Origin of the sequence: Cytobacillus firmus (assembly GCF_023612095.1) — a bacterium.
In the GTDB taxonomy this organism is placed as follows: domain Bacteria; phylum Bacillota; class Bacilli; order Bacillales; family Cytobacillaceae; genus Cytobacillus.
Window position 1 is genome coordinate 1,054,340 of the sequence record NZ_CP086235.1, and the last position, 24,308, is coordinate 1,078,647.

General features: G+C 41.7%; 23 protein-coding genes and 1 other annotated feature. All 23 genes read left to right on the plus strand.

Features of this window, described 5'->3' with window-relative positions:
* Nucleotides 1-87: 87 nt before the first annotated feature.
* Nucleotides 88-1,356, plus strand: a complete 1,269-nt coding sequence (gene icd, locus LLY41_RS05315) for an NADP-dependent isocitrate dehydrogenase (RefSeq protein ID WP_095244902.1) — start codon at nucleotides 88-90, stop codon at nucleotides 1,354-1,356.
* A gap of 207 nt (nucleotides 1,357-1,563) precedes the next feature.
* Nucleotides 1,564-2,505: a malate dehydrogenase gene (gene mdh, locus LLY41_RS05320; protein WP_076260697.1), complete on the plus strand. Its 942-nt coding sequence runs from the start codon at nucleotides 1,564-1,566 to the stop codon at nucleotides 2,503-2,505.
* Between the two features lie 184 nt (nucleotides 2,506-2,689).
* Nucleotides 2,690-3,166, plus strand: a complete 477-nt coding sequence (locus tag LLY41_RS05325; RefSeq protein WP_095244903.1) for a MaoC/PaaZ C-terminal domain-containing protein — start codon at nucleotides 2,690-2,692, stop codon at nucleotides 3,164-3,166.
* Between the two features lie 205 nt (nucleotides 3,167-3,371).
* On the plus strand, nucleotides 3,372-4,088 hold the full coding sequence (locus LLY41_RS05330) for a response regulator transcription factor (protein WP_095244904.1): 717 nt from the start codon (nucleotides 3,372-3,374) through the stop codon (nucleotides 4,086-4,088).
* Nucleotides 4,085-5,845 (plus strand): two-component system histidine kinase PnpS, encoded by a 1,761-nt coding sequence (pnpS, locus tag LLY41_RS05335; protein WP_304587105.1) that lies wholly within the window; start codon nucleotides 4,085-4,087, stop codon nucleotides 5,843-5,845. The genes LLY41_RS05330 and pnpS overlap by 4 nt, the downstream gene beginning before the upstream one ends.
* A 262-nt stretch (nucleotides 5,846-6,107) precedes the next feature.
* On the plus strand, nucleotides 6,108-7,073 hold the full coding sequence (gene hflK / locus LLY41_RS05340; protein WP_095244906.1) for an FtsH protease activity modulator HflK: 966 nt from the start codon (nucleotides 6,108-6,110) through the stop codon (nucleotides 7,071-7,073).
* Nucleotides 7,066-7,998, plus strand: a complete 933-nt coding sequence (gene hflC / locus LLY41_RS05345) for a protease modulator HflC (protein ID WP_095244907.1) — start codon at nucleotides 7,066-7,068, stop codon at nucleotides 7,996-7,998. The genes hflK and hflC overlap by 8 nt, the downstream gene beginning before the upstream one ends.
* 258 nt (nucleotides 7,999-8,256) lie before the next feature.
* On the plus strand, nucleotides 8,257-10,890 hold the full coding sequence (gene polA, locus LLY41_RS05350; RefSeq protein WP_304587106.1) for a DNA polymerase I: 2,634 nt from the start codon (nucleotides 8,257-8,259) through the stop codon (nucleotides 10,888-10,890).
* Nucleotides 10,891-10,941: 51 nt separating this feature from the next.
* Nucleotides 10,942-11,769: a DNA-formamidopyrimidine glycosylase gene (gene mutM, locus LLY41_RS05355; RefSeq protein ID WP_304587107.1), complete on the plus strand. Its 828-nt coding sequence runs from the start codon at nucleotides 10,942-10,944 to the stop codon at nucleotides 11,767-11,769.
* Between the two features lie 94 nt (nucleotides 11,770-11,863).
* Complete coding sequence (gene ytaF / locus LLY41_RS05360) at nucleotides 11,864-12,499, plus strand: sporulation membrane protein YtaF (RefSeq protein WP_304587108.1); 636 nt, start codon at nucleotides 11,864-11,866, stop codon at nucleotides 12,497-12,499.
* Nucleotides 12,500-12,522: 23 nt separating this feature from the next.
* Nucleotides 12,523-13,122, plus strand: a complete 600-nt coding sequence (coaE, locus tag LLY41_RS05365; protein ID WP_304587109.1) for a dephospho-CoA kinase — start codon at nucleotides 12,523-12,525, stop codon at nucleotides 13,120-13,122.
* Nucleotides 13,123-13,367: 245 nt separating this feature from the next.
* Nucleotides 13,368-14,399, plus strand: coding sequence for a glyceraldehyde-3-phosphate dehydrogenase (locus tag LLY41_RS05370; protein WP_095244912.1), 1,032 nt, complete (start codon nucleotides 13,368-13,370; stop codon nucleotides 14,397-14,399).
* 322 nt (nucleotides 14,400-14,721) lie between these two features.
* Nucleotides 14,722-15,096 carry an adenosylmethionine decarboxylase gene (gene speD, locus LLY41_RS05375; RefSeq protein ID WP_048008383.1) on the plus strand — a complete coding sequence of 125 codons (375 nt, stop codon included), beginning with the start codon at nucleotides 14,722-14,724 and terminating at the stop codon, nucleotides 15,094-15,096.
* A gap of 133 nt (nucleotides 15,097-15,229) precedes the next feature.
* Nucleotides 15,230-15,634: a hypothetical protein gene (locus LLY41_RS05380; protein WP_095244913.1), complete on the plus strand. Its 405-nt coding sequence runs from the start codon at nucleotides 15,230-15,232 to the stop codon at nucleotides 15,632-15,634.
* A 102-nt stretch (nucleotides 15,635-15,736) separates the two neighbouring features.
* Complete coding sequence (nrdR, locus tag LLY41_RS05385) at nucleotides 15,737-16,201, plus strand: transcriptional regulator NrdR (RefSeq protein ID WP_304587110.1); 465 nt, start codon at nucleotides 15,737-15,739, stop codon at nucleotides 16,199-16,201.
* A 140-nt stretch (nucleotides 16,202-16,341) separates the two neighbouring features.
* Nucleotides 16,342-17,772, plus strand: a complete 1,431-nt coding sequence (locus LLY41_RS05390; protein WP_095244915.1) for a replication initiation and membrane attachment family protein — start codon at nucleotides 16,342-16,344, stop codon at nucleotides 17,770-17,772.
* Nucleotides 17,772-18,701 carry a primosomal protein DnaI gene (gene dnaI, locus LLY41_RS05395; protein WP_095244930.1) on the plus strand — a complete coding sequence of 310 codons (930 nt, stop codon included), beginning with the start codon at nucleotides 17,772-17,774 and terminating at the stop codon, nucleotides 18,699-18,701. The genes LLY41_RS05390 and dnaI overlap by 1 nt, the downstream gene beginning before the upstream one ends.
* 112 nt (nucleotides 18,702-18,813) lie before the next feature.
* Nucleotides 18,814-19,698, plus strand: coding sequence for a putative sporulation protein YtxC (gene ytxC / locus LLY41_RS05400; RefSeq protein ID WP_304587111.1), 885 nt, complete (start codon nucleotides 18,814-18,816; stop codon nucleotides 19,696-19,698).
* Between the two features lie 586 nt (nucleotides 19,699-20,284).
* The gene (gene thrS, locus LLY41_RS05405; protein ID WP_304587112.1) at nucleotides 20,285-22,216 is read left to right on the plus strand and encodes a threonine--tRNA ligase; all 1,932 of its coding nucleotides are present in this window, start codon (nucleotides 20,285-20,287) and stop codon (nucleotides 22,214-22,216) included.
* 237 nt (nucleotides 22,217-22,453) lie between these two features.
* Nucleotides 22,454-22,577: a sequence feature (ribosomal protein L20 leader region), on the plus strand.
* Nucleotides 22,578-22,752: 175 nt separating this feature from the next.
* Entirely contained in the window at nucleotides 22,753-23,256 is a 504-nt protein-coding gene (gene infC / locus LLY41_RS05410) for a translation initiation factor IF-3 (protein WP_048008086.1), read from the plus strand.
* Between the two features lie 15 nt (nucleotides 23,257-23,271).
* Entirely contained in the window at nucleotides 23,272-23,472 is a 201-nt protein-coding gene (gene rpmI / locus LLY41_RS05415; RefSeq protein WP_009333215.1) for a 50S ribosomal protein L35, read from the plus strand.
* Nucleotides 23,473-23,498: 26 nt separating this feature from the next.
* Nucleotides 23,499-23,858, plus strand: coding sequence for a 50S ribosomal protein L20 (gene rplT, locus LLY41_RS05420; RefSeq protein WP_095244918.1), 360 nt, complete (start codon nucleotides 23,499-23,501; stop codon nucleotides 23,856-23,858).
* Nucleotides 23,859-23,978: 120 nt separating this feature from the next.
* A complete protein-coding gene (locus LLY41_RS05425; RefSeq protein WP_095244919.1) occupies nucleotides 23,979-24,251 on the plus strand; it encodes a DUF1294 domain-containing protein in 273 nt (90 codons plus the stop codon).
* Nucleotides 24,252-24,308: the final 57 nt, after the last annotated feature.

Sequence of the window (24,308 nt, forward strand, 5' to 3'; positions counted from 1 at the left end):
TGATATACTGATGCAGCATTGCGCCGACCGAAGACTATATAAATAAAAAGGCTGATGCATGCACTTTTCAAAATGGAGGGTATAACAATGCAAGGTGAAAAAATCACAGTTACTAATGGTGTACTAAACGTACCAAACAATCCAATCGTTCCTTTTATCGAAGGAGACGGAACAGGACCTGATATTTGGGCCGCAGCTTCCCGTGTATTGGATGCATCTGTAGAAAAAGCATATAATGGTGAGCGCAAGCTTGTCTGGAAAGAAGTGTTAGCAGGAGAAAAAGCCTTCAACCAGACTGGCGAGTGGCTTCCTTCCGAAACACTTGATATGATCAATGAATATCTTATTGCCATTAAAGGCCCATTAACAACACCAATCGGCGGCGGAATCCGTTCTCTTAACGTTGCGCTTCGCCAGGAGCTTGACCTGTTTGTGTGCCTGCGTCCGGTTCGCTGGTTTGAAGGTGTTCCTTCACCAGTCAAACGCCCTCAGGATACTGATATGGTTATTTTCCGTGAAAATACTGAAGATATTTATGCCGGCATTGAGTATGCTAAAGGCTCTGATGAGGTTAAAAAACTGATTTCATTCCTTCAGGATGAGATGGGTGTTAATAAGATCCGCTTCCCGGAAACTTCAGGCATCGGCATTAAGCCTGTTTCAGAAGAGGGAACCAGCCGCCTTGTACGTGCTGCTATTGAGTATGCCATTAAAGAGGGCCGTAAATCCCTAACACTTGTACATAAAGGCAATATCATGAAATTTACTGAAGGTGCCTTTAAGAACTGGGGTTATGAGCTTGCTGAAAGAGAGTACGGAGAAAAAGTATTCACTTGGGCTCAATATGACCGCATTAAGGATGAGCAGGGTGTTGAAGCTGCAAACAAAGCACAGGCAGATGCAGAAGCAGCCGGCAAAATTATTGTTAAAGATGCGATTGCTGATATTTTCCTTCAGCAGATCCTTACCCGTCCAAAAGAGTTTGATGTTGTTGCAACAATGAACTTGAATGGTGATTATATTTCTGATGCTCTTGCTGCACAGGTAGGCGGAATTGGTATTGCTCCTGGAGCAAACATTAACTATGAAACTGGACATGCGATCTTCGAAGCAACACATGGTACAGCTCCGAAGTATGCCGGTCTTGATAAGGTTAATCCTTCATCTGTTATTCTTTCAGGTGTATTAATGCTTGAGCACCTTGGATGGAACGAAGCTGCAAACATGATCGTTAAATCTATGGAGAAATCTATTGCTTCTAAAGTCGTAACATATGACTTTGCGCGTCTAATGGATGGAGCAACTGAAGTAAAATGCTCTGAATTTGCCGACGAACTAATTAAAAACATGGAATAAAAAAGTAAAAGCGCCTTTAATAAAAGGCGCTTTTGATTAATATACTATTCATGCAGTACATTTAGTGTACTTCCCTGAGGAAACTTCTTTTGCCGGGCAGCTGGCGATTCTCTGAAATTGTGTATATAGGAAGGCTGTTCCTTGAAACAGCCTCTTACATAAAGGATGCAAATCCTGAACTTTCATTTCCAAAAGGAGGAACTGCTCATGTCATTGAAACGCAAAAAGATTTCTGTAATCGGTGGAGGATTTACTGGAGCAACAACTGCATTCTTACTGGCTCAAAAGGAACTTGGGGATGTCGTATTGGTCGATATTCCGCAAATGGAAAATCCTACAAAGGGAAAAGCTCTTGATATGCTTGAAGCAAGTCCTGTTCAGGGATTCGATTCAAATATCACAGGAACTTCAAGCTATGAAGATACACAAGACTCCGACATTGTTGTTATTACAGCAGGCATTGCACGAAAGCCGGGCATGAGCCGTGATGACCTTGTACAAACGAACCAGAAGATTATGAAAAGTGTAGCCCAGGAGATTGCAAAACATTCTCCAAATAGCTATATTGTTGTGCTTACTAATCCAGTGGATGCGATGACTTATACAGTTTTCAAGGAATCAGGCTTCCCGAAAAACCGTGTAATAGGACAATCGGGTGTTCTTGACACAGCCCGCTTCCGGACATTTGTCGCGCAGGAACTGAATTTGTCTGTTAAAGACATTACAGGATTTGTACTTGGAGGACATGGTGATGACATGGTTCCGCTAGTCCGCTATTCATATGCTGGCGGCATTCCTTTAGAATCATTAATTTCAAAAGATCGTCTGGATGCCATTGTCGAGCGTACACGCAAAGGCGGAGGAGAGATCGTTAACTTATTAGGCAATGGAAGTGCCTACTATGCTCCAGCAGCTTCCCTTGTGGAAATGTGTGAAGCTATCCTTAAAGATCAGCGCCGCGTACTGCCTTCCATTGCTTACCTTGAAGGAGAATATGGCTACGAAGGAATCTATCTGGGTGTGCCTGCAATCCTTGGAGCAAACGGAATCGAAAAAGTAATAGAGCTTGAACTGACAAGTGAAGAAAAAGCTGCCCTCGATAAGTCGGCAGATTCAGTTCGCAAGGTAATGGAAGTATTAGCTTACTAGGGTGATCTAATCTATGTGAAGAAAATCCGGGGAATTTCTCCCGGATTTTTTTTACTGGAAGCCCTTTTGGGAAATAGTATAAAATGATATCATAGAGAGAATAGACTGAATAATTTAAAATATTGAACAGTCTATTTTTTACAGTTATTATGTAAACGGTTACAACACTCGGAGGTGCTTAGCTATGCTGCTTGGAAAGAAAAGAAAACTGGGAAGAACAATAGAAGAAATATCTGTGGGCGAAAAATTGACGCTAACAGAAAAAATAGAAGATAAGGATCTATTGCTGTACCTGGGTCTGACAAACGATGCAAACCCATTATATATTCAGCATGATTATGCTTCACAAACACCTTATAAAAAGCCAATTGTACCAAGTGTTATGCTGAATGGCATCATAAACTCTGCCATATCGAAATATTTGCCGGGCCCAGGAAGCCATGTTTTAAAACAGGAAATCGAGTACACGAAGCCTGTCTATCATTATGGTACGGTTCAATTTTTATTTGAAGTAACAGAAGTGAACACCTCAAATCATACCGTGCAAATTAAGGTCCAGGGAACAAATGAAGAGGACCAGACGGTTATTAATGGACAGCTCCTTGTATGCCCGCCATACAAGCCTCAGCCTATGGATGGCAATGCTTTGGATAATTTCTGATAGTCAAAAGATGTGCAGCATATGCACATCTTTTTTGATGAATCCTCCCTTTACAGCAATTGACCCGAAAAAAATCATGAACTATATTATAATAAAGATATGTGGCAAAAGGGGTTTAATAGGCAGGAGGGATACCTGCTTTTTATAAGTGAGAGTCAACCAATTGAAGTACAAAGAGGGGTAATTCATTCACTCGGAGGATCGCATGGATAAGAAAATTCTAGTTGTAGATGACGAACAATCTATTGTAACTTTACTTCAATACAACCTGCAGCAGGCGGGCTATGAAGTACTTACGGCCATAGATGGCCAGGAGGGCAAAGATCTGGCCATTTCTGAAAAGCCGGATCTTATTGTTCTTGATCTTATGCTGCCAAAGCTTGATGGAATAGAAGTATGCAAACAGCTTAGACAGCAGAAAATAGCGACGCCTATTTTAATGCTGACGGCCAAGGATGATGAGTTTGATAAGGTTCTTGGTCTTGAACTGGGTGCAGATGATTACATGACAAAACCTTTCAGCCCGCGGGAAGTGGTTGCCAGAGTTAAAGCGATCTTGCGGAGAACACAATTTGTGCCTGAAGCTTCCGAAGAGAAAGCAGAAGATGGTGATTCTTTTAGGATTGGCGGTCTTAAAATCTTTCCACAGCATTATGAAGCTTATTTTGAAGAAGAACTCCTTGAATTAACTCCTAAGGAATTTGAATTGCTATTATATCTTGCCAAGAATAAAAGCCGTGTCCTTACAAGGGATCAGCTGCTTAGTGCAGTCTGGAATTATGATTTTGCAGGAGACACGAGAATCGTTGATGTACATATTAGCCATTTAAGAGAGAAAATTGAAGCAAACACCAAAAAACCTGTATATATTAAGACCATTCGCGGACTGGGCTACAAATTGGAGGAGCCTAAAGGAGAATGACGACCTTTCGCACCCGCCTGCTTTTCGCATTGCTTTCATTAATTCTGGTTGTATTAATTGCATTAGGCCTTCTTTTAGGCCAGCTTTTTAAAAGCTATTATTTAAATACATTTGATGCACGTCTTCAAAAAGAGACTGAAATGGCGGCGAGCTATATTGAGGGCAATGGAGGAATTGGATCCATTAGTATTGAGAGAATCAATGAGCTTGGTGACATACTTGATGTGCATGTAACTGCTACTGATAGCAAGGGCAGAATATTAATGGATAGCAGCATAAAAAGTGAGACAACGCAAAACAGGCACCAGGAAATCATATTTGAAGTATTAAAAAAGAAATCTGCATATGAATCAGGATGGGAAGTGGCCGGAGGGTTTAATCTGCACTATTATTGGCAGCCTGTCATGGTAAATGGCGAGAAGGAAGGCTATATCTTCTTAAGCACAAAGCTGGCTGAATTCCAAAAGGCCTATCAGCAGATTTGGTGGATTTTAGCTGTCAGTCTTGGGCTGTCTTTATTTATGATTATTCTGCTCGGGTCAAGAATTATGGCACGATATACAAAGCCTATCGAGTCAGCAACACAGGTTGCGATTGAACTTACTAAGGGGAACTATCGGGCAAGGACTTATGAAGATCAGGAAGATGAAACAGGTATGCTGAGTAAGTCTATTAACGTACTGGCTAGGAATCTTCAGGAAATGGTGAAATCCCAGGAAATGCAGCAGGACAGACTTGGGGCGCTTATTGAAAACATGGGAAGCGGTTTGATTCTAATTGACAGCAGAGGCTATATTAATTTAGTGAACCGGCCATATAAAGAGGTTTTCAATGTCAATCCCTCCGAATACCTTTACAAGCTTTATTATGAAGTGATAGAACATAAAGGTATTACCGAAGTGGTTGAAGAAATTTTCATGACCGAGCAGAAAGTAAAAAAACAGCTCATTATTCCCGTCAATATCGAAAGACGTTATTTTGAAGTATATGGAGTTCCAATTATCGGCACGAATGATGAATGGAAAGGGATATTGCTGGTTTTTCATGATATTACAGAACTGAAGAAGCTTGAGCAAATGAGGAAGGATTTTGTAGCGAACGTTTCTCATGAATTGAAAACACCTATTACCTCTATAAAGGGCTTCTCTGAAACTCTTTTGGATGGTGCGATGGAAAACAAACAGATTCTTAATGATTTCCTTAACATCATTTTAAAGGAAAGTGATCGCCTGCAATCTCTTATTCAGGAATTGCTGGATCTGTCGAAAATCGAAAAACAAGGCTTTAGTTTGTCCATTCAGCAGCTGGATCTGGCTGATGTGCTCGAGGATGTGGTAGCCATCATGAAAGGAAAAGCAGCGGAAAAGGAAATCGTTTTGGAATATAAGAGAGTGGATAAACCTGTATATATTGTAGGTGATGTTCACCGGCTTAAGCAGGTGTTTATAAATATTATATCAAATGCAATTTCATATACACCAAATCAAGGGGTCGTCTATATTTCGTCTGCAGATACAGGCAGCACGGTTATAACCGAAATAAGGGATACGGGGATTGGAATTGAAGCCGGAGAAATTCCGCGTATCTTTGAACGTTTTTATCGGGTTGATAAAGCCAGAAGCAGAAACTCCGGCGGAACAGGGCTGGGGCTTGCAATCGTAAAGCATCTCGTTGAAGCACATAAGGGAACCATCTCAGTAAAAAGCGAGGTCGGCAAAGGCACCGCCTTTATTATTGAACTTCCGAAAAAGATGTAGAAAAAAATGGATGAAGTGGCAGGATTAACTTTACATTATTTTTACAGGAGATTTATGTTCCCTTTACATTCCGCTGATAAAATCATAATTGTTAAACCCCCTTCATCCAAGGAGCATAGAAAAAGGTGAAAGCTGACCCCGCTTTCGCCTTTTTCATTTTTTACGACTTTCCCTTTTTTTTAACTTTTGTCATATTTATGAAACCTTTACGTAAATAAATCGTATGAAAAGTTATAGAAAGTGCATGGAAGGGGAGAGAGAAATGATCAGCTTAAAGCGGATTTATACAATCGCAGGGCTAATTATCGCAATTGTTATTTTAAGTATAGTTGCCTTTACAACATGGTATACCGTCGATGAATCAGATCAGGCAGTCATTTTAACATTTGGAAAAGTTGAGGAAGGCATTACGGAGCCGGGACTTCACTTTAAGCTGCCGTGGCCTGTCCAAAGCGTGGAGAAGCTTTCGAAGGAAACCTTTTCGCTGCAGTTTGGATATGAAGAAAAAGATGGAAAAATAAAGGATTTTCCCGATGAGACAAAGATGATAACCGGGGATGAAAATATCGTTCTTGCAGATCTGGTTGTACAGTGGAAAATTACTGATCCGGAAAAATACCTTTATAATGCTGAGGAGCCGGAAGAAATTCTATATGATGCTACTTCCTCATCCTTAAGAAGTATTATCGGAGGATCTAAGATAGATGACGCGCTGACTTCAGGTAAAGCAGATATCGAAGCAGATGTCAGAGAGCTCCTAACCACTTTAATTGGCAAATATGATATTGGCATATCCATTCTTGCAGTAAAACTTCAGGATGTCGAGCTGCCGAATGATGATGTAAGAAAAGCTTTTACAGATGTAACCGATGCGAGGGAAACCGCCAATACTAAAAAAAATGAAGCAGATAAATATAAGAATCAGAGAATGAATGAAGCAGAAGGTGAGAAGAAAGCCCTTATCTCTAAAGCAAATGGGGAAAAGGCAGCCCGTCTCGAAAGAGCACGTGGAGATGTAGCAGTCTTTAATAAATTGTATGGGGAATATAAAAATAATCCTGATATAACAAGGGAGCGTCTTGTTATTGAAACGCTTGAGCAGGTTCTTCCAGGTGCAGAGATTTACATTATGAATGACGATGGAAACACTATGAAGTATTTCCCGATCAGGCCTCTGGAGAAAGAACAGGCTAAACCGAAAGAGGAGGGAGGCACGGATAATGAGTGATCAAAATATTGTGAATATCAATGAACGAGGCGGAAATTTCAAGTGGAGAAGCTATACCAAACTGGGAATCATCCTGGTGCTCATCATTGCAGGACTAGGGATATTGTTCAGCAACCTGTTTATTGTAAAGGAAGGGGAATACAAGGTTATCCGTCAATTTGGAGAGGTGGTCAGGATTGAGAAAGAACCTGGATTAGCGTATAAAATACCATTCATCCAAAGTGTTACCACACTCCCAAAATATCAAATGACTTATGACGTGTCTGAAGCTGAAATCAATACAAAAGACAAAAAAGTCATGATAATCGATAACTATGCTGTCTGGAAGATTGAGGATCCGAAGAAAATGATCTCCAACGCCAGAACATTGGAGGGAGCAGAGGCCAGAATGGAAGAGTTCATCTACTCCGTGACCCGCTCCGAACTGGGCCGGCTGAATTATGAAGAAATCATCAATGATGAAAAATCTTCACGAGGATCATTGAATGATCAAATCACCACAAAAGTGAATGAGCTGCTTGGAAATGATAATTATGGAATCACAGTAACGGATGTTCGCATTAAAAGGACTGATCTGCCGTCTGAAAATGAACAGTCTGTGTATACCAGAATGATTTCCGAGCGCCAGTCGACAGCCCAGGAATATTTGTCCAGGGGTGATGCCCAGAAGAATGTTATTATTGCTGAAACAGACAGGACCGTCAGGGAAATGCTTGCGAAGGCCCAGGCAGATGCTGAAGTCATTCGGGCAGAAGGGGAAGCGGGAGCCGCGAAGGTCTACAATGAAGCCTTCTCAAAAGATCCTGAATTCTATTCCTTATTCCGGACACTTGAATCCTATAAAAAGACTATCAATGGCGAGACTGTAATTGTTCTGCCTTCTAATTCACCATATGCCCGTCTGCTGATGGGGAATACTAATTAGATAGCCTTTAAATGGAAAGCCGTTATTTTTCTTTCTCTATCTGCTCATGATAGAATAAAGGAAAATAACGGCTTATTAATTGTGGACAAGGCGCTTCCGCGTTTCAAGCTAGACAATTGTCTAGCTCCAGCGCCTACCCCCTCGAGGTCACAAGCCAATCCTCCCAAAAGGCAAAGAACGCCTTTCCGGGAGGCTCGTCTTGTGCTTGTCGGGGGTGGACAAGGCGCTTCCGCTTTTCTAATAAGGAGGAGATATTAGTTGGATAAAAAAAAGCTTGTTCTGATAGATGGCAACAGCATCGCTTATCGGGCATTTTTTGCTTTGCCGCTCTTAAACAATGATAAAGGAATACATACCAATGCTGTTTACGGATTTACCATGATGCTGCAGAGGATTCTGGAGGATGAAAAACCGACTCATCTCCTAGTGGCGTTTGATGCCGGAAAAACAACCTTCCGCCATAAAACCTTTAGCGAATATAAAGGCGGCCGTCAGAAAACCCCGCCTGAGCTATCAGAGCAGTTTCCTTATATAAGAGAGCTTCTGGATGCTTACGGAATCTCCAGATATGAACTGGAAAATTATGAAGCGGATGATATCATTGGAACACTGTCCCTACATGCCGAAAAAGATGGCTATGAAGTTAAAGTTATATCAGGGGATAAGGATTTAACGCAGTTAAGTTCCGATTCTGTCACAGTCAGCATCACCCGCAAAGGAATTACAGATATTGAAGAATACACGCCGGCTCATATAGATGAGAAATACGGAATCACACCTGACAGGATTATTGATATGAAAGGCCTGATGGGGGATAGTTCAGATAATATTCCGGGTGTGCCGGGAGTTGGCGAAAAAACAGCCCTTAAATTGCTGAAAGAGTTTGGGACCCTTGAAGAGCTCTTGGAATCTGTTGATAAGGTGAATGGAAAAAAACTGAAAGAAAAGCTGGAAGAATTCAGAGATCAAGCTTTAATGAGCAAAGAATTAGCTACTATCACGAGGGAAGCCCCCGTTGAAATAAAAATTGAAGACATTGAATATGAAGGTTTTGAAAAAGAGAAAGTTAAAGGCATCTTTAAAGAACTTGGCTTTAACTCGCTGCTTGAAAAAATCGGCGGGGACACTGAAGCAATCGAAGAGGATTTGGATGAAATTGAATTTAACATTGCAGACGAAATTAAAGAAGATATGTTTTCTGATGAAAATGCATTTTATGTTGAGCTTCTAGAGGATAATTACCACTATGCAGACATCATTGGTTTTTCCGTTGCGAATGAAAAAGGGAATTTCTTCTTCTCCAAAGATAAGGCACTGGAGTCAGATGTTTTTATAAGATGGGCTGAAGATGAAACGAAAAAGAAGACAGTGTATGATGCAAAAAGGTCTGAAGTGTCACTGCGGCATCATGGGATTCATCTAAAGGGAGCAGACTTTGATCTTTATATTGCTTCATATATTATTAACCCGTCTCAAACTATTGAGGATATAGCATCTATAGCAAAAAATCATGGCTATCATGCGATTCAATCTGATGAAGCTTTCTACGGCAAAGGAGCAAAAAGGCGGATTCCGGAAGAAAAAGAACTTGGCGGACATTTAGCAAGAAAAGCAGCAACCTTGATGACATTGAGGGAAAAGCTTGATAGTGATTTAAAGGAAAACCAGCAATCCGAGCTGTTTTATGACCTGGAAATGCCACTTTCTTTAATATTAGCAGATATGGAATCAACTGGAGTTAAAGTGGATTTAGAACGCCTGAGGACGATGGGACAGGATCTGCTCTCCAAATTGGATGAAATTGAAAAGCGGATACATGATCTTGCCGGGGAAGCTTTTAATATCAATTCTCCAAAACAGCTCGGTGTAATCCTTTTTGAAAAATTGGGGCTGCCAGTCATTAAAAAAACGAAGACAGGCTATTCCACTTCGGCAGACGTTCTTGAAAAACTTGAGAACGATCATGAAATAATCCGGGATATCCTGCACTACCGCCAGCTTGGCAAGCTTCAGTCCACTTATATTGAAGGCCTGCTGAAGGTAGTTAACAAAGAAACAGGCAAAGTCCACACCAGGTTCAATCAGGCTCTTACACAGACAGGAAGATTAAGCTCAACAGATCCGAACCTGCAAAACATTCCCATCCGTCTGGAGGAAGGGCGAAAAATCAGGCAGGCATTTGTCCCTTCAGAACCCGGCTGGGCTATCTTTGCTGCAGACTATTCCCAGATTGAATTGAGAGTGCTGGCCCATATTGCAGATGATGAAAAGCTGATTGAAGCCTTTATGGAAGATATGGATATTCACACCAAAACGGCAATGGAAGTATTCCACGTTAATGCCGATGAAGTTACGTCCAATATGCGGCGCCATGCTAAGGCAGTTAACTTCGGGATAGTATACGGAATCAGTGATTACGGTCTTTCCCAAAGCCTTGGCATCACACGGAAAGAAGCCGGAAAATTTATTGACAGGTATCTTGAAAGCTATCCGGGTGTTAAGCAGTACATGGACGATATCATCCATGAGGCAAAACAGAAAGGATATGTCTCAACCCTTCTTCACAGAAGAAGATATCTGCCAGAAATCACAAGCCGAAACTTTAACCTGCGAAGCTTTGCAGAACGCACCGCCATGAACACACCAATTCAGGGCAGTGCAGCGGATATAATTAAAAAGGCGATGATTGACATGGCTGACCGCTTAAGAAAAGAAGGACTCAAAGCACGCCTTCTGCTCTCAGTACACGATGAACTGATCTTTGAAGCACCTGAGGATGAAATAGAAACACTCAAAAAAATTGTGCCGGACGTAATGGAAAATACAGTAGAACTGAAAGTTCCGCTCAAAGTTGATTACTCCTATGGTCCGACATGGTTTGATGCGAAATAACAGTGAACTGTATTTTGAATGCAGAAAATGCATGACAAAGGAGGGATAACCATGCCCGAACTTCCTGAAGTTGAAACAGTCAGAAGAACATTGCAGGAATTGGTGGTCGGCAAAACCATTTCACATGTATCGGTTTTCTGGCCAAAAATGGTTAAGCATCCCGAAGAGCTTGCGCAATTCCAGGATGCTTTAGCAGGCCAAACCTTTCAGGATATTGGCAGGAGAGGGAAATTCCTAATCCTTTACACCAATGAGTATGCACTAGTATCCCACCTGAGAATGGAGGGCAGGTACGGCCTTTACGCTAAAGAAGAACCTGTGGAAAAACACACTCATGTGATTTTTCACTTTACAGATGACACTGAACTCAGGTACAAAGATGTCCGTAAATTTGGAACGATGCACCTATATACAAAGGGGGAAGAACTTAAGACACTTCCGCTGGCCCATCTGGGACCGGAACCATTTGCAGAAGAATTTACGGTGGAAGACCTTGCTGCTAGACTTTCCCGGACCTCCCGCCATGTCAAAACTGCGCTTCTCGACCAGAAAACGATCGTAGGGCTTGGCAATATATATGTGGATGAAGCTTTATTCCGTTCACGAATTCATCCTGAAAGAGCGGCAAATAGCTTAACAAGAAGCGAATTGGAGACACTTCACAAAGAAATTGCAGATACCCTGAAAGAAGCGGTAGATAAAGGAGGGAGCACCATTCGCTCCTATGTTAATTCCCAGGGACAAATGGGCATGTTCCAGCTCGAGCTTTTTGTTTATGGGCGAAAAGGGGAAGATTGCAAAGTCTGCGGAAGCACACTTGAGCGGATCATAACTGGAGGCAGGGGCACGGTCTATTGTCCGGCTTGCCAGAGAAAATAATAATTCCGAATAGAGCTTAACTGCGTTTCGAATAACATTGGATGGGCTCCTTCCATATACTATCGTAGCGATTGACAGGGAGGAGCTCTATTCTATGGCGCATATTTTCTCACTTTTGATACTTGCTTTTGCTGTCAGTCTTGACAGTTTTAGTGTCGGTTTAACCTATGGTTTGAGGAAAATGAGCATACCATTTAAATCGATCAGTATAATCGCTTGCTGTTCAGCTATTACATTAATGGCTGCCATGACAATCGGCCATTTAATAGAAGCCTTTTTATCTCCGGCTTTAGCTGAAAGTTTAGGAGGAGTCATTCTTATTTTTCTCGGTGCCTGGGTCCTATATCAATTTTTCAGGCCGGAAAAGGTGAAGGATGTCCTGCCGCATGAAAAGACAATTGTAAATCTGGAAATCAAATCTCTTGGGCTTGTCATTAATATCCTGAAAAAGCCGATGTCCGCCGATTTTGATAAATCCGGTGCCATCACAGGAATTGAAGCGCTAATGCTCGGGCTAGCCCTATCACTTGATGCTTTTGGAGCTGGGATCGGTGCAGCTATGTTGGGCTACTCGCCTTTCTACCTGGCAATGACGGTCGCCGCTATGAGCTCTCTGTTTGTGTTTATGGGAATGCAAGTGGGGTCTATTTTCTCAAAAAGCGGATGGGTCCATAAATTTTCATTCATACCTGGCATTATTTTGATCGTAATCGGGATACTAAAAATTTAGCATTTTTTTGAAAGGAACACACTATGTCACTTACTGTAGGTTTGACAGGCGGAATAGCAAGCGGGAAAAGCACCGTTTCATCTCTCCTGATCGAAAAAGGATATACTGTAATAGACGCGGATATAGAAGCCAGATTAGCTGTTGAAAAAGGAGAGGAAGCTTATCAGGAAATTGTCCGTCATTTTGGGGAAAGGGTTCTTCTTAAAGATGGTTCAATTGATCGCGGAGAACTGGGCTCCATTATTTTTCACGATGAAAAAGAGCGGAAGGTCCTGAATAGCATAGTACACCCTGCAGTCCGCAAAAGGATGACAGCCAAAAAGGAACAGGCAATCAGCCACAATGAACAACTGATCATACTTGATATACCGCTTTTATTTGAAAGCAAATTACAATACATGTGCGACAAAACCTTATTAGTATATGCAGATGAAGATATACAGCTGCAAAGGCTGATGCAAAGAAATCAGCTGTCCGAGAAAGAAGCGATGGCAAGAATTCAATCCCAGTTACCTTTAAGAGAGAAGAAGGAATTGGCCGATGCTGTAATCGATAATAATGGCACAATTGAAGAAACAGAAAAACAATTATGGAGCATTTTTAAAAAATGGAATGCTATCTGAGGGGCCTGTGACAGGCTCTTTTTTTGATGCATTTAAAGCTCAATTAGTATGACAAAATAATCAGCATGCGTCTGTATGATAGACCATAATCCTATAATAATTAGAAAAAGTATGAGCTGATATTTCTGAATTGTTGAACATTAAAAAATCCGCATTTTATTCATCACAAATGATCTTCAATATGTTATACTAATTACATCTTAGGGTAATAAAAAGTATAACACTAATGCGGAAGGGGCCGTAACATGAAGGCGAAAATAGCGATTAATGGTTTTGGAAGAATTGGACGTATGGTTTTTAGAAAAGCCATCCTTGATGAAAATCTTGAAGTGGCTGCCATAAATGCAAGCTATCCGGCTGAAACTTTGGCACACTTAATTAAATATGATACAAACCATGGACCATTCGAAGGAAGCGTTGTTCCGGAAGATGATGCTATTGTTGTGAACGGTAAAAGAGTTCAGCTTGTCAGCAGCCGGAATCCTGAAGAACTTCCCTGGAAAGAAATGAATATCGATATCGTTATTGAAGCTACAGGAAAGTTTAATTCCCGTGATAAAGCGGCTCTACATCTTGATGCCGGAGCTAAAAAGGTCATACTTACTGCTCCTGGAAAAAATGAAGATGTGACTATTGTTATGGGCGTAAATGAAAGCGCATTAAAAATCGAAGAACATGATATTATTTCAAATGCATCCTGTACAACAAACTGCCTTGCACCTGTTGCAAAAGTCCTTGATGAACAATTCGGCATTGAAAACGGACTTATGACAACAGTTCATGCATATACAAATGATCAAAAAAATATTGATAACCCGCATAAGGACCTGCGCCGTGCACGTGCTTGCGGACAGTCGATCATCCCGACTTCCACTGGTGCTGCCAAAGCTTTGTCGCTGGTATTGCCTCATTTAAAGGGCAAATTGCATGGAATGGCACTGCGTGTGCCAACTCCTAACGTTTCCTTAGTTGACCTCGTGGTAGACTTAAAGCGCGACGTTACAATTGAAGAAGTGAATGCGGCATTCGCAACAGCTTCACAAGGGTCTCTGCATGGTATCCTGGATATTACTGACGAACCTTTAGTGTCAATCGATTTCAACACAAATGAACACTCTGCCATCATTGATGGATTATCTACTATGGTAATCGGCACCAGCAAAGTGAAAGTGCTTGCCTGGTACGATAATGAGTGGGGCTATTCTTGCCGTGTCGTAGACTTGACAAAATATGTTGCACAGGAACTTTTTCAGGCATCTGCCGTAAAGGTTGGATAATTGCCAATCTCTTTTAATATAAAACTACCCATACCCTTAAAGCCTGCCATTCCCCGGCAGGCTCCTTTTATTGGACAAAATTAATCCTGAGAAGGAAAAGTCTTCAGAAATTTTGCCGAAAAAAATGTAAAACAATGTGTTGCAAAAAAAAATTAAACAAAGTATACTAATCCTCGTGAACTTCTCCGAGGTTTTGGTATGGTAGCTACTTAAAGGGTTAGGACCTCTCTGGACTAACTTTCCCCCGTGGTAGTTATAGACCAGTATAAATCTGGAATTTCATTAATTAATAGCTTAAAAGTTTAAAGGGGGAAATTTGAATATGGAAACTATGGGTCGTCACGTTATCTCAGAACTTTGGGGATGCGATTTTGAAAAGTTAAATGATATGGATTTTATTGAGCAGACATTTGTAAATGCTGCATTAAAATCTGGTGCTGAAATTCGCGAGGTTGCATTTCATAAGTTTGCGCCACAGGGTGTAAGCGGAGTGGTGATCATCTCTGAATCTCATTTAACTATTCACAGCTTCCCGGAGCATGGCTATGCCAGCATTGATGTGTATACGTGTGGAGATCTTGACCCTAACATCGCTGCAGACTTTATTGCAGAAGCGTTAGGAGCTCAAACGCGTGAGAATATCGAAATTCCTCGCGGTATGGGTCCAGTTCAAGTTAAACAAGCTCAAGTACTTTAATAAAGAATAATCTTAGGCAATCCAGAGGTGTATCTAATACACCTCTTTTTATTTTGCCTAAAATCCCATTGCCTTTAGTATCTCTATAAAAAATAGTACAATAAGGATACAAATAATATACGGAGGAAAGAGAATGTCAATTTTCAGGCAGCTTGCCAGCCGCTATAAAAAGCAGTGTGAAACAAACGAAAACCACTCTGATCCTGAGCTCACTACAAGATACTATAGAACCAATACAGCACAAATGATGCAGACGATTGAAGAGTTATTCAAAGCAGACCATAATGTGAATATTCTCAGCACTTCCAAAGAACACGGCGAGATTGCAGCAGAACTTAAAAAAGACAAATCCTGTTTTGCCATTGTGACAGTCGTGACTGTCAGGCCATTTGAAACGGCTGTAGATATCAATATTTCAACTGAGCAGTCCTCACCGGCAGGTGTGCATCCAATTCTTAAGAGAGAAGTTCTTTCGATTTATGAAAAATTAAATAAACGGCATGATTTTCTCGGTTCTGCAAGAAACGCAGATAAATAGTTCTACTTGTACTGTCAACTCCTTTTTTATAAGATAAGAGTATCAAATAATATTCGGTAATTAGTCTAAAGCCAACTTATAAAAAAATTCGGAGCTGATTGTATGAGATGCCCTTCATGCCAAAACAATAATACCCGTGTGCTCGATTCCCGTCCTGTGGATGACAGCCGGTCCATCCGCCGCAGAAGGGAATGCGAGAAATGCGGATACCGGTTTACGACTTTTGAGAAAGTGGAAGAAATTCCATTAATCGTTGTGAAAAAAGAAGGAACGAGAGAGGAATTCAGCCGGGAAAAAATTCTGAGAGGCCTTATTAAAGCATGTGAAAAGAGGCCGGTAGCCCTTAAAGATCTGGAGGACATTACTTTTGAAGTGGAGAAGGAACTCCGCAGCAATGGTGTCTCTGAAATAAAAAGCGATGAAATTGGCGAAATGGTCATGGACAGACTCGCAAATGTGGACGAGGTCGCATATGTCCGTTTCGCATCAGTATACAGGCAATTTAAAGATATCAATGTGTTTATTAATGAACTCAAGGAACTTATTAAAAAAGAGCAACAATCATAATCAGGTCAGTTTTGCCGCTGCCTCTGATTTTTGATGAATTAGGCTGATGGGCTGAAGGTTTTTCTTTGGCTCTTTTTTTTGCGGGATATGCTTTTGATGAACAGCCTGAAAAAAATTTTAAATAGAAAAAGGTGAACACCATGGCCCAGCATTGGCAGGAGATGCTCCCCATTGATCGATATACAGTAGCAGCCAGTGGGCTTTTGCATGATTATGACCGGAAAGTGCTGACACTGTTATACCAGCCGCTCATTGGCTCTGTGTGCTTCAGTCTGTATATGACTTTATGGGCAGAGCTTGAAGAAAACCGGCTATGGTCATCTTCAAATTCACACCATAGTTTAATGAATTTTATGGGGATGGGGCTTAAAGATATTTATGAAGCCCGTCTCAAGCTTGAAGGAATAGGACTCTTAAAGGTATATGTTAATAAGGATGAAGAAACAAGGTCATTCGTTTACGAACTTCTTCCACCGCTGACACCTGAACAATTCTTCCTTGACGGCATGCTCAATATCTATCTTTATAAGAAGTTGGGCAAAAATCAATTTATGAGACTCAAGCGTTTCTTCTCAGATCAGAAGGTGCAGCCGGCCAGAGGGTATAAGGAAGTAACGAAAGCTTTCCAGGATGTATTTCAATCCGGGCACCCTGGTTCGTTTGACGATGAAGTGGTACAGCTGATGAATGAAACAGATGAGGAAGGGTATATTGGAAGGCGGGAGCAGGAAGGCATCCAAATCGGGAATGAAGATTTTAATTTTGAATTGCTTCAGGCAGGACTGAACGAATCGCTTGTACCAAAAAAAGCCCTTACAATTAAAGTGAAGGAATCCATCAGCAATCTTGCCTTTTTATATGGAATTGACCCCATCCAGATGAAAAACATTGTCATCAGCGCCGTGAATGAAGATAATGAGATAAACATTGATGAATTAAGAAAATCGGCACGTGATTGGTATCAATTCCAAAACCAGGATATGCTTCCATCCCTGATTGACAGGGTTCAGCCTGCTATCCATCAGGCTCAAAAAAAACAGCCTGAAACACAGGAGGAAGAATTGATCCGTTATTTGGAAATTACCTCACCAAGGCAGCTTTTAAAAGATATATCCGGGGGAGCGGAACCTTCGAAAGGCGATCTGCAGATTATAGAAGATGTCATGTTCCAGCAAAAGCTTTTACCCGGGGTAATTAATGTGCTGATTCAATATGTTATGCTCAAAACAGATATGAAGCTGACCAAAGGGTACGTAGAAAAAATAGCAGGCCACTGGGCAAGAAAGAAAATTAAGACACCCCAGGAAGCCATTGAATTAGCTAAAAAAGAACATCGCCAATACCTTGATTGGGCAGAAGGAAAGAAAACAGCAGGCCCAACGGGGAACAAAAGGAAGCCGATCAGGACAGAGATGCTTCCGGACTGGTTTGATGAAAATAGCAGCAAAGCCGCCAAGAAGGAACAGGCCCAACAGGAAAACAGCGAGAAGGAACAGTATGAGCGGGAATTGAAAAAAAGGGAACTTAAAGAAAAATTAAAAAAACTGCGATCACAGGAGGTGACTGATTGATGAAAAAAATTAACGAGACATTAAGGCGCCTTGCGGGCAATGAAGGTTTTCAAAAAAGATATGAAATGATGAGGGACCAAACGCTTAATCACCCTGAAGTGAAGGCTTTTATCCAAACTCATCGGGATGAATTGACATCTGAAATGGTTGAAAAGAGTCTTAGCAAGCTCTTTGAATATACGCAGCAGAGCAAGGAATGCAATAAATGTCCGAGCCTGGAGGGCTGTGTGAATTTTATGCAGGGCTATCATCCGGAACTTGTGATTCAAAGAGGATCAATCGATCTGAAGTATGATAAGTGCCCGCGCAAGATCATGCACGATGAAAAGCGGAGAAATGAAAAATTAATTCAGAGTTTATATGTGCCAACAGATATCCTTCATGCCACTTTTGATTCGATATATGATGATGACGACCGCATTGAGGCTGTGGATAAGGCTGCATCCTTTGTAATGGACTACCAGCCGGGGTCCAAGCAAAAGGGGATTTACTTTTACGGCAAGTTCGGTGTAGGCAAATCTTATTTGCTTGGTGCTATTGCCAATAAGCTTGCAAGCCGGAAAGTATCGTCCATGATTGTCTATGTTCCTGAATTATTCAGGGAATTGAAAAATTCAATTGGAGATCAGACTCTGAACAGCAAGATGGAAACCATTAAGAAAGCGCCTGTTTTAATGTTTGACGACCTTGGTGCAGAAACCATGTCCAGCTGGACAAGGGATGAGATTTTAGGGCCGATTCTGCAGTTCCGCATGCAGGAAAGCCTCCCAACCTTCTTCACTTCCAATTTCGACCTGCAGGGCCTCGAACATCATTTATCCTACAGCCAGCGCGGCGAGGAAGAGAAAATGAAGGCAAGAAGAATCATGGAACGCATTAAATACCTTGCTGAACCGGTGCTTGTAGAAGGACCGAACAGGAGAGTATAATCTGAAAGCTGCCGATAAAAACATCGGCAGCTTTTTAGACCAAACCCCACTTCTAAATTGGCCAAGTCCGCCATATACATAGAACAGAGATTTGTATAAAGGGGGGATTTGGTTGATCGAAATCATTTTCCAGAGCAGCTCAGATGCGAGGAACTTCTATGAGCATCTTTTTGAACAGCTGCAGTCTTTTTGTCAATGTGATAATAATACTCTTCATTTTGAAGATCAACATATAGTCAGAGTTTCTGCTGAAAATAGCGGCAATGTCCTGAGTACTGTTAAGACAGCATTTTTTCAATTTATCGTGAACCAGAAGCAGGATGATTGGTTTAAACGGATACTGATGGAGCATTATTATTATGATGATGAAGGCGAGCAGCAGCAGATCCTTGAAATTATTCACTCTATCCTGGAAGGAAGCCGTGAGGATCTTGCTGCGTTTGTCAGCGGACTGGATGTAAAAGAAAGCTTAAAAAGCGCAATTGATCAGCTGTTTCAAAATAACATTTCCTTTTCTTTTGATTCATTCGTAAAATTCCGGATGCGCCCGCTTATGAATGAAATGACCAAGTATGTGGAAGTCTCCATCGATGAGTACAAAATGGAACAGGAATATCAGATGTTCATTCATACATTGAGAGATTTCCTGTCAGGCAAGCAGCCAAAAATGAGTGCGATCCATGTCCTTATGGATGAAGGTATTTATTTTTATGATGAGCAATTGTGTGAAATTAAACGCGGAGAGCTCATTAGGATGATTGACCGCAAGCTATTGTCCAATCATCCTGTATATGTGGATTCTGTTACAATTGCGCCGCTGCTCTCTATAGCGCCTTCAGCTATTTATCTCTATTCAGATGATTTTGACCAGCCGCTGGTCAGAACAATCCGCAATATTTTTGAAGAAAGGCTTCAATTAAGCCCTCTTGCAGCTTTTTATCATTATCAAAACGCCCATTCTTATGCCGTTGATGAAAAATGTAAAAGATACCCTTGATTTTCCTGAAATAACAAACTATAATAACGTACATATTACAATAATCAAGCAAAAGTTGCGATGAGGATACGGGTATTCTAATACGGTTTAAAGAGAGGGAAGGCAAGGCTGAAACCTTCCTAACACGATCTGAATGCTTACCGCCTCTGAACTCCAGCCAGGAAATGGGCTGGCGGGAAAAGACCGTTATCTTACTACAGAGTCGTTTGTCTTTATGAAGGCGAGAAGTAGGGTGGAACCGCGTGTTAATAATAACTCGTCCCTTTTTTAGGGACGGGTTTTTTTATTTTTTTGTGTAAAACGCGTTTTAGGAGCAAAATCTGAATCCAGCTCCAGCGCCTAGCCCCTCGAGGTCACAAGTTTGTCCAGTTGCGGCTCCTAGGGACTCGAGACATAAACCAATCCCTTTCAGAAGGAGAAAACGCCTTCTTGCAGGGCTTGTCTTATGCTTGTCGTCCCTGGGCAGTCGCCTCCACATTTCGGGCAATCCTCCAAAAAAGGAAAGAACGCCTTTTTAGGAGGCTCGCCTTGTGCTTGTCGGGGCTGATCGAGGCGCTTGCGCTTTATAAAAAAGGGAGGAAATATCATGTCAGAAGTTGTTAAAGTTTCGTTTCCAGATGGAGCTGTAAAGGAGTTTCCCAAGGGAACGACAACAGAAGATATTGCAGCTTCGATCAGCCCGGGCCTAAAGAAAAAGGCAATTGCCGGCAAGCTGGATGGAGAAATGTATGATCTTCGCCGTCCAATCGAAAAGGATGGAGCTATTGAAATTGTAACCCCGGACTCAAGCGATGCGCTGGAGGTTCTTCGCCACAGCACTGCCCATTTGATGGCTCAGGCGATCAAGCGTTTATATAAAAATGTAAAGCTTGGGGTAGGACCAGTTATTGAAGGCGGATTTTACTATGATATCGACCTGGAAGAATCGCTTTCACCAGAAGATCTTCCAGTGATTGAGAAAGAAATGAAAAAAATTATTAATGAAAACCTTGATATTGTCCGCAAAGAGGTCAGCCGCAATGAAGCGGTAGAAATGTACAAGGAAATAGATGACGAATATAAGCTTGAACTGATCGAGGCTATTCCTGAAGATGAAACAGTGACAATCTATGAGCAGGGCGAATTTTTTGACCTCTGCCGCGGTGTTCATGTTCCTTCTACAGGCAAATTGAAAGAGTTCAAACTATTAAGCATTGCCGGAGCGTATTGGAGAGGCGACAGTGACAATAAGATGCTTCAGCGGATCTATGGAACAGCTTTCTTCAAGAAAGAAGACCTGGCAGAGCATTTGCGTCTCCTTGAGGAAGCAAAAGAGCGTGACCACCGTAAAATCGGCAAAGAGCTTAACCTGTTCATGAATTCGCAAAAAGTAGGCCAGGGCCTTCCAATGTGGCTTCCAAAAGGGGCGACAATCCGCCGCAATATCGAGCGCTATATCGTGGATAAGGAAGAAAGACTGGGCTATGACCATGTCTATACTCCAATCATGGGGAGCGTGGATCTTTATAAAACATCCGGCCACTGGGATCATTACCAGGAAGACATGTTCCCTGTAATGGAGATGGATAACGAACAGCTTGTTCTGCGTCCAATGAACTGCCCGCATCATATGATGATCTATAAGAATGGCATCCACAGCTACCGCGAACTGCCAATCCGTATTGCAGAGCTTGGAACAATGCACCGCTATGAAATGTCAGGTGCCCTGTCAGGCCTTCAGCGTGTACGAGGCATGACTTTAAATGATGCACATATCTTTGTTCGACCTGACCAGATCAAGGAAGAGTTTAAGCGCGTAGTACATTTGATCCTCGAAGTATATAAAGACTTCGATATCAATGACTACTCATTCCGTCTTTCCTATAGAGACCCTCAGGATACTGAGAAGTACTTTGATGACGATGAAATGTGGGAAAAAGCACAGGCGATGCTTAAAGAAGCGATGGATGAAATTGGCCTCGATTATTTTGAGGCAGAAGGCGAAGCGGCTTTCTACGGTCCTAAATTGGATGTACAAGTTAAAACTGCGCTTGGCAAGGATGAGACACTATCCACTGTCCAGCTGGACTTCCTGCTTCCTGAACGTTTTGACCTGACATATGTAGGGGAAGATGGAAAGCCTCATCGCCCGGTCGTTATCCACCGCGGAGTAGTTTCGACTATGGAGCGTTTTGTGGCATTCCTGATTGAGGAGTACAAGGGAGCGTTTCCAACCTGGCTTGCCCCAGTTCAAATCCAAGTCATTCCGGTTTCTCCTGATATTCACTTTGATTATGCGAAAAAAGTCCAGGAGCAGCTTCAGGCAGAGGGCTTCCGCGTTGAGCTGGATGACCGCAATGAAAAAATCGGATATAAGATCCGTGAAGCGCAAATGCAAAAAACTCCATACATGCTTGTTGTTGGAGACAATGAAGCAGCTGAAAAAGCTGTCAATGTCCGCAAATATGGAGAGCAAAAATCAGAAACTGTATCATTTGAAGACTTCATCTCAGCACTAAAAGCTGAAGTAAAACGATAATAATCAAAAAGGGCTGCACGTGCTGCAGCCCTTTTTGATAAGTTATTCATTAGAACATTTAAGAGCCGGATGAGACAAACGAAAGAGCTGGCATTAAATTCATTATGAAAAAATATTAAAATTGTATTGCCAAAATCAATTAAGTTTGTTATGCTTTTCTTCGTTGTGATAAAAGTTATTCGTTTGACACGGAATCATTCTTTGTGATATAGTAGCTAAGGTAATTGAATACAGTTTGAGGAAAAGAAGAAGCACCCGCTTCTCACCTGATTGACGCAAAGCGCAGTTGGCAGGTTTTACGTGAACATTTTCTGTTTATATACGTAAGTGTGGGTGTTTTCATCCGCACTTTTTTATTTGGTTAAAACAGCTCTGATTCCGTCACGGAAGAGAAATGTTTCATAACTTGCGATTCAGCTTTGGTCCGGTGCAGCTTACAGCTTTAAAGTTGTCTGCTAAGCAGGCGCTTGCGCTTTTCTTGACCCAAACGTTGTGTTCGCATTAAACCTTGGAGGTGTCTAGCTATTAGCAAAGATATGTTGTTAAACGAGGGCATTCGCGCCCGCGAAGTCCGTCTTATTGACCAAAACGGCGAGCAGTTAGGTATTAAATCAAAATTCGACGCACTTGAAATTGCTTCTCGTGCCAATCTTGATCTTGTTCTGGTTGCACCGAGTGCGAAGCCTCCGGTAGCCCGTATCATGGACTACGGAAAGTTCAAATTCGAGCAGCAGAAGAAAGACAAAGAAGCTCGCAAAAACCAGAAGATTATCAGTATTAAAGAAGTTCGTCTTAGCCCGACTATTGAAGAGCATGACTTTAATACTAAACTTCGCAATGCTATTAAATTCCTTGAAAAAGGCGATAAAGTTAAAGCATCGATCCGATTCAAAGGACGTGCTATTACGCATAAGGAAATTGGCCAGCGTGTACTAATTCGATTCGCACAAGCATGCAATGAAGTTGCAATAGTGGAATCACATCCAAAAATGGATGGCCGAAGCATGTTTATGGTCTTAGCACCGAAAAACGACAAGTAAGAGGAGGAATTCCCAATGCCAAAAATGAAAACTCACCGCGGCGCTGCTAAGCGTTTTAAAAGAACAGGTTCTGGTAAACTGAAGCGTTCTCACGCTTACAGAAGCCATATGTTCGCGAACAAATCACAAAAGCAAAAGCGTAAGCTTCGCAAAGGAACTCTTGTTTCTTCAGGCGATTACAAGCGCATCCGTAACTTATTAGTAAATCTTAAGTAATATCTCGAAATTAGGAGGGAAATAATATGCCACGTGTAAAAGGCGGTACAGTTACTCGCAAACGTCGTAAAAAAGTCATCAAATTAGCTAAAGGTTATTTCGGTTCAAAACATACATTATACAAAGTTGCTAACCAGCAGGTTATGAAATCCCTAATGTATGCTTACCGCGACCGTCGCCAGAAAAAGCGCGACTTCCGCAAACTTTGGGTTACTCGCATTAATGCAGCAGCTCGCATGAACGGTCTTTCTTACAGCCGTTTAATGCACGGTTTAAAGCTTGCTGGCATCGAAGTTAACCGCAAAATGCTTTCTGAATTAGCAATCGCTGACGAAAAAGCATTTGCTGAATTAGCATCAGTTGCAAAGCAGCAGCTTAGCAAGTAATAATTTTCACAATAGCCATTCCCTATGGGGATGGCTTTTTATTTTGCTTTTAATGGACAGTAAGCTTCCGTTTCGTTTAAGCTCAATACAGACTTAATACATACAAAAAGGAGAAAGCTCATGATTAAAACAATTGCTCTTATCTATCTGATGATGAATGTGATTGGCTTTTACCTGATGAAGCTTGATAAAGAAAAAGCCAAACGGAGTGAGTTCCGTATAAGTGAGAAGAACCTCTGGATCACCGCCTTTTTGAGCGGGGCAGCGGGAATGGCTTTTGGCATGAAGACCTTCAGGCATAAAACGAAGCATGTTCAGTTTAAATGGGGACTGCCTTTCTTGGCATTGCTTGAAGCAGGCTTGCTTATGTACCTGATTATTCAATTGTCATAAACGGTCAGCGCCATCCATAAGCTTTAGTGAACAGCAGGAAAGTCATCAGGGAGAGGT

Bases quoted from the DNA above. Each gene is read 5' to 3' on its own strand.
- icd (WP_095244902.1), top strand. From the start codon at position 88: ATGCAAGGTGAAAAAATCACAGTTACTAATGGTGTACTAAACGTACCA.
- mdh (WP_076260697.1), top strand. From the start codon at position 1,564: ATGTCATTGAAACGCAAAAAGATTTCTGTAATCGGTGGAGGATTTACT.
- LLY41_RS05325 (WP_095244903.1), top strand. From the start codon at position 2,690: ATGCTGCTTGGAAAGAAAAGAAAACTGGGAAGAACAATAGAAGAAATA.
- LLY41_RS05330 (WP_095244904.1), top strand. From the start codon at position 3,372: ATGGATAAGAAAATTCTAGTTGTAGATGACGAACAATCTATTGTAACT.
- pnpS (WP_304587105.1), top strand. From the start codon at position 4,085: ATGACGACCTTTCGCACCCGCCTGCTTTTCGCATTGCTTTCATTAATT.
- hflK (WP_095244906.1), top strand. From the start codon at position 6,108: ATGATCAGCTTAAAGCGGATTTATACAATCGCAGGGCTAATTATCGCA.
- hflC (WP_095244907.1), top strand. From the start codon at position 7,066: ATGAGTGATCAAAATATTGTGAATATCAATGAACGAGGCGGAAATTTC.
- mutM (WP_304587107.1), top strand. From the start codon at position 10,942: ATGCCCGAACTTCCTGAAGTTGAAACAGTCAGAAGAACATTGCAGGAA.
- ytaF (WP_304587108.1), top strand. From the start codon at position 11,864: ATGGCGCATATTTTCTCACTTTTGATACTTGCTTTTGCTGTCAGTCTT.
- coaE (WP_304587109.1), top strand. From the start codon at position 12,523: ATGTCACTTACTGTAGGTTTGACAGGCGGAATAGCAAGCGGGAAAAGC.
- LLY41_RS05370 (WP_095244912.1), top strand. From the start codon at position 13,368: ATGAAGGCGAAAATAGCGATTAATGGTTTTGGAAGAATTGGACGTATG.
- speD (WP_048008383.1), top strand. From the start codon at position 14,722: ATGGAAACTATGGGTCGTCACGTTATCTCAGAACTTTGGGGATGCGAT.
- LLY41_RS05380 (WP_095244913.1), top strand. From the start codon at position 15,230: ATGTCAATTTTCAGGCAGCTTGCCAGCCGCTATAAAAAGCAGTGTGAA.
- nrdR (WP_304587110.1), top strand. From the start codon at position 15,737: ATGAGATGCCCTTCATGCCAAAACAATAATACCCGTGTGCTCGATTCC.
- LLY41_RS05390 (WP_095244915.1), top strand. From the start codon at position 16,342: ATGGCCCAGCATTGGCAGGAGATGCTCCCCATTGATCGATATACAGTA.
- dnaI (WP_095244930.1), top strand. From the start codon at position 17,772: ATGAAAAAAATTAACGAGACATTAAGGCGCCTTGCGGGCAATGAAGGT.
- thrS (WP_304587112.1), top strand. From the start codon at position 20,285: ATGTCAGAAGTTGTTAAAGTTTCGTTTCCAGATGGAGCTGTAAAGGAG.
- infC (WP_048008086.1), top strand. From the start codon at position 22,753: ATGTTGTTAAACGAGGGCATTCGCGCCCGCGAAGTCCGTCTTATTGAC.
- rpmI (WP_009333215.1), top strand. From the start codon at position 23,272: ATGCCAAAAATGAAAACTCACCGCGGCGCTGCTAAGCGTTTTAAAAGA.
- rplT (WP_095244918.1), top strand. From the start codon at position 23,499: ATGCCACGTGTAAAAGGCGGTACAGTTACTCGCAAACGTCGTAAAAAA.
- LLY41_RS05425 (WP_095244919.1), top strand. From the start codon at position 23,979: ATGATTAAAACAATTGCTCTTATCTATCTGATGATGAATGTGATTGGC.